Consider the following 11,707-nt stretch of genomic DNA (forward strand, 5'->3'; position numbering starts at 1 on the left):
ATGGTGTCGGTGGCGACGACTGCCGAGGAGGTCACCGCGACGATCGCCCGGTGGGACGGGCGGGTGGCGTTGGCTGCTGTCAACGGGCCGACGTCCGTCGTCGTGTCCGGCGACAGCGCCGCCCTCGACGAGTTGGTCGCCCACTACGAGTCCCGTGAAGTCCGCGTCCGTCGTGTTCCGGTGGATTACGCGTCGCATTCGGCGCACGTCGAGCCGCTGCGTGAGCAGTTGCTGGAGTCGTTGGCGGGGTTGCGGCCGCGTACGAGTGAGGTGCGGTTCCGGTCGACGGTGGTGGGTGACTGGTTGGACACCGCTGGCCTGGATGCGGACTACTGGTATCGCAATCTGCGGCAGACGGTGCGTTTCGACGAGGCGGTGCGCAGTCTCGTTGCGGCGGGTTACTCCACGATCGTGGAGGTCAGTGCGCATCCTGTGTTGACGATGGCGGTGCAGGAGTCCGTCGAGGTGGCTGCTGCCGATCCGGCGGCGGTGGTCGTGACGGGGAGTCTGCGTCGTGGTGAGGGTGGTCTGGGTCGGTTCCACCGTGCGCTGGCGGAGGTGTACGCCGGTGGCACGCCGGTGGACTGGCGGCCCGCGTTCGCCGGCCGGCCCGGACGCCTGGTCGACCTGCCCACCTACCCGTTCCAACGACAGCACTACTGGGTGCCGGACGAGGAGCCCGTCCCTCAGGCCGCCGGCGCCGGCCTGCTCGACCACCGTTTCTGGGACGCCGTCGAGCGCGCCGACCTGGACGCCCTGCGCGGCACCCTCGCCGTCGACGACGCCGAGGCCATCGAGTCGCTGCGCACCCTGCTGCCCGTCCTCGCCGGCTGGCGACGCCAGCGGCAGGAACACTCCCTCCTCGACGGCTGGCGGTACCGGGCCGACTGGCAGGTGACCCCCGAGCCCGCCGCCGCCCGCCTCGACGGCACCTGGCTGCTGGCGCTGCCCGCCGGGCTCGACGACGACCCGGCCGTGCGGACCCTCCGGGCCGCGCTGACCGACGCCGGCGCCGAGCTGCTGCCGCTGACCGTCGAACCCGGCGCCGATCGGGCCGGGCTCGCCGCGTCCCTGGCCGGCGCCGATCTCGCCGGGGTGGTCTCTCTGCTCGCCTGGGAACCGCAGGCCGGCGAGGGCGTCGTTCTGCCCGGTCTGGCCACCACCGTCGCCCTGGTGCAGGCGCTCGGCGACGCCGAACTCGACGCGCCGCTGTGGCTGATCACCCGGGGGGCGGTCACCGTCGCCTCGTACGACCGGCTCACCGATCCCGGGCAGGGGACGATCTGGGGCCTCGGCCGGGTGATCGGCGTCGAGGCGCCCCACCGCTGGGGCGGACTGGTCGACCTGCCGTCCGGCCTCGACGGCCGTACCGCCGGCCGACTCGCCGCGATCCTCGCCGGACCGACCGGCGAGGACCAGCTCGCGGTACGCGCCTCCGGCGTCTTCGTCCGCCGCCTGGTCCGCGCCGAACTCGGCGACCGCCCCCCGGTGCGGCGCTTCACCACCGCCGGAACCGCGCTGGTCACCGGCGGCACCGGCGGCCTCGGTGCCCGCGCCGCCCGCTGGCTCGCCACGGCCGGCGCCGAACACATCGTGCTGGTCAGCCGGCGTGGCCCCGACGCCCCCGGTGCCGCCGAGCTGGCGGCCGAGCTGCGCGACCTCGGCACCCGGGTCACCGTCGCCGCCTGCGACATCGCCGACCGGGCCGCCCTCGCCGCCCTGCTCGACCGGGTCCAGGCCGACGGTCCACCGGTACGCGCCGTCGTGCACACGGCCGGCGTCGCCCAGACCACCCCGCTCATGGCGGTCACCCCCACCGAGCTGACCGACGTGACGGCCGGCAAGGCGGCCGGCGCCGCGCACCTGCACGACCTCCTCGCCGGCCAGGAGCTCGACGCGTTCGTCGTCTACTCGTCCATCGCCGCCACCTGGGGCAGCGCGGGTCAGGCCGGGTACGCCGCCGGCAACGCGTACCTCGACGCGCTCGTGCAGCAGCGGCGCGCCGACGGGCTGGCCGGCACCGCCATCGCCTGGGGTTCCTGGGGTGAGGGCGGCATGCACACCGCCGACTCCGACCGGAACCTGCGCAGCCGGGGCGTGCCACCGATGGACCCGGCCGTCGCGATGGGCGCCCTCCAACAGGCCCTCGAGCACGACGACGTCACCCTCACCGTCGTCGACGTCGACTGGTCCCGGTTCGCCCCCGCGTTCGCCTCCGCCCGGCGCCGGCCGCTGCTGGAGGGCGTACCGGAGGCGAAGGCCGCCCTCGACGGCGGGGCGCCGCCCGACGGCGACGGCGACGACGGCGTCGCGGCGACGCTGCGCCGCCGGCTCGCCGAACTGCCCCCGGCCCGGCGGGAGGAGACCCTTGCCGACCTGGTCCGGGAACTCGCCGCCGACGTGCTCGGCCACGACGAGGCCGCCGCGATCCCGGCCACCACCGCGTTCCGGGACCTCGGCTTCGACTCGCTGACCGCGGTCGAACTGCGCAACCGGCTCGTCGCCGCGATCGGGCAGCCGCTGCCCGTCACCCTGGTCTTCGACCACCCCACCCCGGTGGTGGTGGCCCGCTTCCTGCTCGCCGGACTGCTCGGCGACACCGGAGCACCCGCCGAGACCGTCGCCCCGTCCACCGTGGACGGCGACGAGCCGGTGGCCATCGTGGCGATGGCCTGCCGCTTCCCGGGCGGCGTGACCGACCCGGAGCACCTGTGGCGGCTCGTCGCCGACGGCGTCGACACCGTCGGCGAGTTCCCCACCGACCGCGGCTGGGACCTCGATCGCCTCGTCGACCCCGACCCGGAGAAGCCCGGCACCACGTACACGGACAAGGGCGCCTTCGTGTACGACGCGGCGGACTTCGATCCGGGTTTCTTCGGGATCAGCCCGCGTGAGGCGCTGGCGATGGACCCGCAGCAGCGGTTGGTGCTGGAGACGTCGTGGGAGGCGATCGAGCGGGCAGGGGTTGTTCCGGGGTCGTTGCGGGGTTCGCGAACAGGGGTGTTCGTGGGCACCAACGGCCAGGACTATAGGTCCCTGTTGGTGGTGGCCGGCGACCAGGTGGAGGGGTTCGGCGGGACCGGGAACGCCGCGAGCGTGGTGTCGGGTCGGGTGGCGTACGCGTTGGGGTTGGAGGGGCCTGCGGTGTCGGTGGACACGGCGTGTTCGTCGTCCCTCGTCGCGATGCACCTGGCGGTGCAGGCGCTGCGTCGGGGCGAGTGCGATCTCGCCCTGACGGGTGGGGCCACGGTGATGGCGACGCCCGGCCTGTTCGTGGAGTTCTCCCGGCAGCGCGGGATGGCCGCCGACGGGCGGGTCAAGGCGTTCGCGGCGGCGGCCGACGGCACCGGCTGGGGCGAGGGCGCGGGCATGCTGCTCCTCGAACGGCTCTCCGACGCGCGGCGCAACGGCCACGCGGTGCTGGCGGTGGTGCGTGGCTCCGCGGTGAACCAGGACGGGGCGTCGAACGGACTCACGGCACCGAACGGCCCTTCGCAGCAGCGGGTGATCCGGCAGGCCCTGGCATCGGCGGGGCTGTCCGTGCGTGATGTGGACGTGATGGAGGCGCACGGCACCGGCACGACGCTCGGTGACCCGATCGAGGCGCAGGCGCTGCTGGCGACGTACGGGCAGGACCGGGACGTGCCGCTGCTGCTGGGGTCGGTCAAGTCGAACATCGGGCACACCCAGGCCGCCGCCGGCGTCGCCGGCGTCATCAAGATGGTCCTCGCCATGCGGGAAGGCGTCGTCCCGGCCACGCTGCACGTGGACGCCCCGTCGCCGCACATCGACTGGACGGCGGGCGCGGTGGAGTTGGCGACCGAGCCCCGGCCGTGGCCGGTGGTGGACCGGCCGCGCCGGGCCGCGGTGTCGTCGTTCGGCGTCTCCGGCACGAACGCGCACATGATCATCGAGCAGGCCGGCGATCTGCCCCCGGCCGACGGCGCGGACTCCGCGGCCGACGACGGCGTGCACCGCGGCCCCGGTCTGGTGGATTCGGCTGTGGCGGTGTGGCCGGTGTCGGCGCGGTCGAAGGCGGCCCTGGCGGGCCAGGCGGCGCGGCTGGCGCAACATGTGCGCGAGCACGAGGGGCTGGCACCGGTGGCGGTCGGCTGGTCGCTGGCCACGACGCGGTCGACCTTCGAGCACCGGGCCGCGGTGGTCGGCGGGAGCGCCGGCGAACTGCTGTCCGGGCTGGATGCGCTGGCCGCGGGGTCCCCGGCGGGGAACGTGGTGACGGGTACCGCCACCGGGCACGGGCCCGGGGTGGTGTTCGTGTTCCCCGGTCAGGGCGGGCAGGCGGTGCGGATGGCCGCGGGTCTGGTGGGGCGGTGTCCGGCGTTCGACGGGCGGCTGGCGGAGTGTCAGCGGGCGTTCGCGCCGTATCTGGACGTGGACGTCGTGTCGGTGTTGACCGGTGACGATGAGTCGTGGTTGGACCGGGTGGAGGTGTTGCAGCCGGTTCTGTTCGCGGTGGGTGTCTCTCTGGCGGAGGTGTGGCGGCAGGCGGGGGTGGTCCCGCAGTTGGTGATCGGCCACTCGCAGGGGGAGATCGCGGCGGCCTGTGTGGCGGGTGTGCTGTCCCTCGACGACGCGGCGAGGGCGGTGATTCTGCGGGCTCGTGCTCTGGCTGGTCTTGCGGGTACCGGGGCGATGGCGGCGGTGGACCTGTCGGCCGATGAGGTTGCGGTCCGTCTGGCGGACCACCCGGAGGTGGTTGTCGGGGTGGTGAACGGGCCGGCGACGGTGGTGATCTCCGGGCCGCCGCAGCAGGTGGCGGAGCTGGTGGAGATGTTCCGGGCCGAAGGCATCCGGGCCCGGCCGATCCGGTTCAACTACGCCTCGCACTCCCCGGCGGTGGAGCAGGTCCGCGAGCAGATGCTGGCTGATCTGGCCGGTCTGGCCCCGCAGCGTGGGCACGTCCCGATGGTGTCCACCCTCACCGGCGACTGGGCCGACCCGACGGCGATGGACGGGGGTTACTGGTACGAGAACCTGCGCAACCCGGTGCGGTTCGACGCGGCCGTGCGGGTGGCGATCGAGGCCGGGCACACCACGTTCGTGGAGGTGTCCGCGCATCCGGTGCTGACCATGCCGGTCACGGCGATCCTGGACGACACGGGCGTCACCGGGCACACGGTGGGCAGCCTGCGTCGGGGCGACGACGACCCCACCCGGCTGCTGACCAACCTCGCCACCGCGCACGCGATCGGCCTGCCGGTCGACCTGACGACGGTCCTCACGCCCGCGCCGACCGTCGACCTGCCCACGTACGCCTTCGACCGGGAACGGTACTGGCTGGAGGCCCCCGCCCACCGGGTGCGGGACGTCAGCTCGGCCGGCCTCCAGGACGCCGGGCACCCGCTGCTCAGCGCGGCCGTACCGGTCGCCGACGACCAGACGGTGGTGTTCACCGGGCGGCTGTCCCTGCGTACCCACCCGTGGTTGGCCGACCACGCCGTCGGCGGAACGGTGATCGTTCCCGGCACCGGCCTGATCGACATGGTGGTCCGCGCGGGCGACGAGGTCGACGCCGGTCAGGTGGGCGACCTGGCCCTGATCAGCCCGCTCGTGCTGCCGCCCACCGGCGCCATCCAGGTGCAGGTGCGCCTCGGCGCGCCCGGCGCCACCGGCGAGCGGGGCGTCACCGTGCACTCGCGCCCGGAGGAGGGCGGAGACGCCGAGTGGACCCGGCACGCGGAGGGCCTGCTGCTGCCGCAGCTCCCCGCCCCCGTGGCCGTAGCGGGGGAGTGGCCGCCGGCCGACGCCGTCGAGGTCGACGCCGACCTGGACGCCTGGTACGCGCAGACGGCCGAGCGCGGCCTCGGCCTCGGCCCCGCGTTCCGTGGCCTGCGCCGGGTGTGGCGCCGCGACGACGAGGTGTACGCGGAGGTGGCGTTGCCCGACGTGGTGGCCGCCGAGGCGTCCCGGTTCGGCCTGCATCCGGCCCTGTTCGACGCGGCCCTCCAGGCCACCGGCCCCTCCGCGCTGCTCGGCGACCCGGCGGACGCCGTCGGCACCGGCTGGTTGCCGTTCGCCTTCCGCTCGGTCACCCTGCACGCCCACGGCGCCACCCGGCTGCGGGTGCGGCTCCGCTCGCTCGGCCCGGACACGGTCGCCGTCACCCTGTCCGACCCGGCCGGTCAGCCGGTCCTCACGGTGGAGTCGCTGACCTTCCGACCGGTCGCCGCCGGCCGGGCCGACGAGGCCGCCGCGCTGCGGCGCACCTCGCTGTTCCACCTGGACTGGACGCCGCTCCCGGCGACCGACGCGGCCGCCGGCAGCACGACGCGCTGGGCGCTGCTCGGCGACGACTCCCTCGGCCTGGCCGACGCGCTGGCTGCCGCCGGGCACCCCGTGGTGGGTCACCGCGACCTGGCGGAGCTGGTCGCCGTGCTGGACGGCGGCGGCGACGTACCGGATGTCGTGGTCGACCTGCGGACCGGTCCGGACGCGGACCCGGCCCGGGCCGTCGCGGACGCGCACGACGCGACCCGGGACGCCCTGGCGCTGGTGCAGGGGTGGCTCGCCGAGCCGCGGCTGGAGCAGACCCGCCTGGTCCTGCACACCCGGGGCGCGGTCGCCGCCGCGCCCGGCGAGGCCCCCCGCGACCTCGCCAACGCCGCCCTGTGGGGACTGGTCCGATCGGCGCAGTCCGAACATCCCGGCCGGTTCACGCTGCTCGACACCGACGACGCCGCCTCCTCCCGCGCCGCGATCCCGGCCGCGGTCGGCTCCGGCGAGCCGCAGCTCGCGGTCCGCGACGGCGCCGTCCTGGTGCTCCGGCTCGCCCGGGCCCGGGACGCCGGGGCGTTGTCGCTGCCCGGCGACGAGGCGCCGTGGCGGCTCGACGTCACCGAGACGGGCACCCTGGAGAACCTGGCCCTGCTGCCGGTCCCCACCGGGGTGGACGAGGTGCCGGAGGGACACGTCGTCGTCGAGATGCGCGCCTCCGGGCTCAACTTCCGGGACGTGGTGCTGGCCCTCGGCATGGTCCCCGACCAGGAGGTGCTGGGCAGCGAGGGCGCCGGCGTGGTGCTCCAGGTGGGCCCCGGCGTCACCGGCCTCGCCCCCGGCGACCGCGTCATGGGCATCATCTCCGGCTCGTTCTCCTCCGTCGCGGTCACGGACCACCGCATGCTCACCCGCATCCCCGACGGCTGGTCGTACGCCGACGCGGCCGCCATGCCGGTGGTCTTCCTGACCGCCTGGTACGGGTTGGTCGAGTTGGGCCGGCTGAAGTCCGGGGAGTCGGTGCTGGTGCACTCGGCCGCCGGCGGCGTCGGCATGGCCGCCGTGCAGATCGCCCGCCACCTCGGCGCGGAGGTCTACGGCACGGCCAGCCCCGGCAAGTGGCCGGCGCTGCGCGCCACCGGCTTCGACGACGCGCACATCGCGTCCTCGCGCACCCTCGACTTCGTCGACGAGTTCCGCGAGCGCACCGGCGGGCGCGGCGTCGACGTGGTGCTCAACGCCCTCAGCGGCGAGTTCGTGGACGCGTCGCTGCGGCTGCTGTCCCCGGGCGGCCGGTTCGTCGAGATGGGCAAGACGGACAAGCGGGACCCGCGGCGGATCGCGGCCGACCACCCCGGCGTGAGCTACCAGGACTTCGACCTCATGGTGGCCGGCCCGGCCACGATCAGGCGGATGCTGGACGAGCTGATGGCGCTGTTCGCGAGCGGCGCGCTGCGACCGCTGCCCCGGCGCACCTGGGACGTCCGGCGCGCCCCCGACGCGTTCCGCTTCCTCAGCCAGGCCCGACACGTCGGCAAGCTGACCCTGAGCATCCCGCAGGTGCCGCGCCTCGACGGCACGGTACTGGTCTCCGGCGCCACCGGGGCCCTGGGCGCGCTGCTCTGCCGGCACCTGGTCACCACGCACGGCGCCCGGCACCTGCTGCTGGTCAGCCGGCGCGGCCCGGACGCCGCGGGCGCGGACGAGCTGCTGGCCGACCTCAAGGCGCTCGGCGCGGACGTGTCGATCGTCGCCGCCGACCTGGCCGACCCGGACGCCGTCGCCGACGTGCTGTCCATGGTGGACGCCCGGTACCCGCTGCGCGCCGTCGTGCACACCGCCGGTGTCATCGACGATGCCACCGTCGAGTCGCTCACCCCGGACCGCCTCGCCGCGGTGCTGCGGCCGAAGGTCGACGCGGCCTGGAACCTGCACCGGGCCACGCTCGACCGTGAGCTGACGGCGTTCGTGCTCTACTCCGCCGCCGCCGGCCTGTTCGGTGGGCCGGGCCAGGGCAACTACGCCGCCGGCAACGCGTTCCTCGACGCCCTCGCCGAACACCGGCGGGCCCTCGGCCTGCCGGCGGTCTCCCTGATCTGGGGCCTGTGGGCGCAGGCCAGCGGTATCACCGGGCATCTCGACGCCGTCGACCTGCGGCGGCTGGAGCGCAGCGGACTGGTGGCTCTCGGCAACGACGAGGCCCTCGCCCTGTTCGACGCGGCCTGGCGGTCGGAGCGGGCGGTGCTGATGCCGGCGAAGATCAACACGGGTATGGCGGCGTCCGGCGCGCCCGTCCACCCGCTGCTGGCGGCCCTGGTCCGTCCCGCCAGCCGGCGGGCCGTCGCCGCCGAGGCCGCCGGCGGGCAGGCGTTCGTCGACACCCTGCGCGCCCTTCCCGTGGACAGGCGGGAACGCGCCCTGCGCGACCTGGTGCTGTCGCACGTCGCCGTGGTCCTCGGCCGCGGCGACTCGGCCGCCGTGGAACCGACCAAGGCGTTCCGCGAACTCGGCTTCGACTCGCTCACCGCGGTCGAGCTGCGCAACCGGCTCGGGGCAGCCACCGGGCTGCGGCTGCCGGCGACGCTGGTCTTCGACAACCCGACGCCGACGGCGCTCGCCGCGTACCTGGCGACGCAGTTCGACCTCGCGGACACCGCAGTCGACCGGTCGGCGGGCGTCGGACGGGAACTCGACCGGTTGGAGGCGGCGCTCGCCGGGCTCGACCCGACCGACGCCGAGTTCCGCCGGATCACCGACCGGCTGCACGGTCTGCTGGACCGGCTGGCAGAGCGGCAGTCCGACGCGGACGGTGACGACGACCTGGAGTCGGCCACCGCCGAGAACATCTTCGACCTGATCGACCGCGAGCTGGAGACGTCGTGACCGCCAGCCGCAAGAACATCGGCAAGCCGAGTGAGGGTGGGTCCACGGTGAGCAACGAGGACGAGAAGTACGTCGAGTACCTGAAGCGTACGACCTCGGAGCTGCGGCGTACCCGGCGGCGGCTGCGGGAGCTGGAGGCGCGGAACTCCGAGCCCGTCGCCATCGTGGCGATGAGCTGCCGCTACCCGGGCGGGGTCGACTCGCCCGAGTCGCTGTGGCAGCTCGTGCACGACGGCCGCGACGGGATCGGCCCGTTCCCCGCCGACCGGGGCTGGGACCTCGACCGGCTCTTCCACCCCGATCCCGACCATCCGGGCACCAGCTACGTCCGCGAGGGCGGCTTCGTCTACGGCGCCGGGGACTTCGACGCCGACCTGTTCGGCATCAGCCCCCGCGAGGCCCTGGCCATGGACCCGCAGCAGCGGCTGCTGCTGGAGACCTCCTGGGAGGCGTTCGAGCGGGCCGGGCTGCCGCTGCCGGCGGTGCGCGGCAGCCGTACCGGGGTGTTCGTCGGGGCGGCCTCGCACGGCTACGAGGCGGTGATCGCGCAGGCCGCCGCCGAGAACGGCGAGGGACACCTGCTCACCGGCAACGCCACCAGCGTCATCTCCGGCCGGATCGCGTACACCCTCGGCCTGGAGGGCCCGGCGGTCACCGTCGACACCGCCTGCTCGGCCTCCCTCGTCGCGATCCACCTGGCCGCCCAGGCGTTGCGCAACGGCGACTGCGAGCTGGCCCTCGCCGGCGGCGTGACGGTCATGCCCACGCCGGCGGTCTTCGTCGGCTTCAGCCGGCAGCGCGGCCTCGCCCCCGACGGCCGGTGCAAGGCGTTCGCGGCCGGCGCGGACGGCACCTCCTGGTCCGAGGGCGCCGGCATGCTGCTGCTCGCCCGCCTCTCCGACGCCCAACGTCACGGGTACCCGGTCCTCGCCGTGATCCGCGGCAGCGCCGTCAACCAGGACGGCGCGTCCAACGGCCTGAGCGCCCCGCACGGCCCCTCCCAGGTACGGGTGATCCGGCAGGCCCTCACCAACGCCCGGCTCACCCCCGCCGAGGTGGACGCCGTGGAGGCGCACGCCACCGGCACCCGGCTCGGCGACCCGATCGAGGCCCAGGCCCTGCTCGCCACGTACGGGCAGGACCGGGGCGAGGCCGACCCGCTGCTGCTGGGCTCCATCAAGTCCAACATCGGCCACACCCAGGCCGCGGCCGGCGTCGCCGGCGTGATCAAGATGGTGCTGGCCATCCAACACGGCGTCGTCCCGCCGACCCTGCACGTGGCCGAGCCGTCCCCACACGTCGACTGGACCGCCGGGGCGGTCGCGCTCGCCACCGAGGCGACCCCGTGGCCGGCCGTGGACCGGCCGCGCCGGGCGGCGGTGTCGTCGTTCGGGGTGTCCGGCACCAACGCGCACGCCATCATCGAGCAGGCCCCGGTGCCGGAGATCGCCGAGGACGAGGCGGCCCCCGCCGCCGACCGTCCGGTCGTCCCGGTCCTGCTCTCCGCCCGCTCCGACGCCGCCGTCGCCGCCCAGGCCGGCCGCTGGGCCGCCTGGCTGGCCGACGGCGACGCCCGCCCGCTCGACGTCGCGTACTCGTCGGTGGCCTCCCGGTCCGTGCTGGACCACCGCGCGGTGATCGCCGCCACCGACCGCGACGACCTGGTGGCCGGGCTGCGGGCCCTGGCCGCCGGCTCGCCGGCCGGCAACGTCCTCGCCGGTACGGGCTCTGCGCGCGGCCAGCTCGCCGTGCTCTTCTCCGGGCAGGGCGCGCAGCGCGCCGGCATGGGTCGGGAGTTGTACGCGTCGTTCCCGGTGTTCGCGTCCGCGCTCGACGAGGTGTGCGGGCACCTGGACCGGGCGCTTCCGAGCCCGCTGAAGACGGTGCTGTTCGCGGAGGCGGGCTCCGCCGAGGCGGACCTGCTGGACCAGACGGTGTTCACCCAGGCCGGGCTGTTCGCCGTCGAGGTCGCGCTGTTCCGGCTGGTCGAGTCGTTCGGGGTGGTGCCGGAGTTCGTTGGCGGGCACTCGATCGGGGAGATCACCGCCGCGCATGTCGCCGGGGTGCTCACCCTGGAGCACGCCTGCGCCCTCGTCGCCGCACGGGGCCGGCTGATGCAGGCCCTGCCGGCCGGCGGCGGGATGCTGGCCGTCGCCGCGCCGGAGGCCGAGGTGCTGGCCTCCATCGACGGGCTCACCGACCGGCTGGGCGTCGCGGCGGTCAACGGTCCGACCTCTGTGGTGGTCTCGGGTGCCGCGGAGGCCCTCGACGAGGTGGAGCGGGCCTGGCGGGAGCGGGGTGTGCGTACCCGCAGGCTGACGGTCAGCCACGCGTTCCACAGCCCGTTGATGGAGCCGATGTTGGCGAAGTTCCGGGCCGTCCTGGGCCGGCTGGCCTTCGCCGAGCCGGCGCTGCCGGTCGTGTCGAACGTGACCGGCGCGCTCGCCGACGGCGACGAGCTCCGCAGCGCCGACTACTGGGTGCGGCACGTCCGGGAGGCCGTCCGTCACGCCGACGGGGTGGCCGCGCTGCGGGCCGCGGGAGTCGGCACGTTCCTGGAGGTCGGCCCGCAGAGCGTGCTGACCGCGAT

2 protein-coding genes are annotated in these 11,707 nt (G+C 75.1%); both read left to right on the forward strand.

Features of this window, described 5'->3' with window-relative positions:
• The first annotated feature begins 9 nt into the window (after positions 1-9).
• Positions 10-9,117: an SDR family NAD(P)-dependent oxidoreductase gene (locus tag AB0L34_RS30005; protein ID WP_363708593.1), complete on the forward strand. Its 9,108-nt coding sequence runs from the start codon at positions 10-12 to the stop codon at positions 9,115-9,117.
• Between the two features lie 47 nt (positions 9,118-9,164).
• A partial coding sequence (locus tag AB0L34_RS30010) for a type I polyketide synthase (RefSeq protein ID WP_363708595.1) occupies positions 9,165-11,707 on the forward strand: 2,543 nt, incomplete at its 3' end.

Source organism: Micromonospora sp. NPDC052213, from assembly GCF_040679695.1.
GTDB lineage: Bacteria > Actinomycetota > Actinomycetes > Mycobacteriales > Micromonosporaceae > Micromonospora.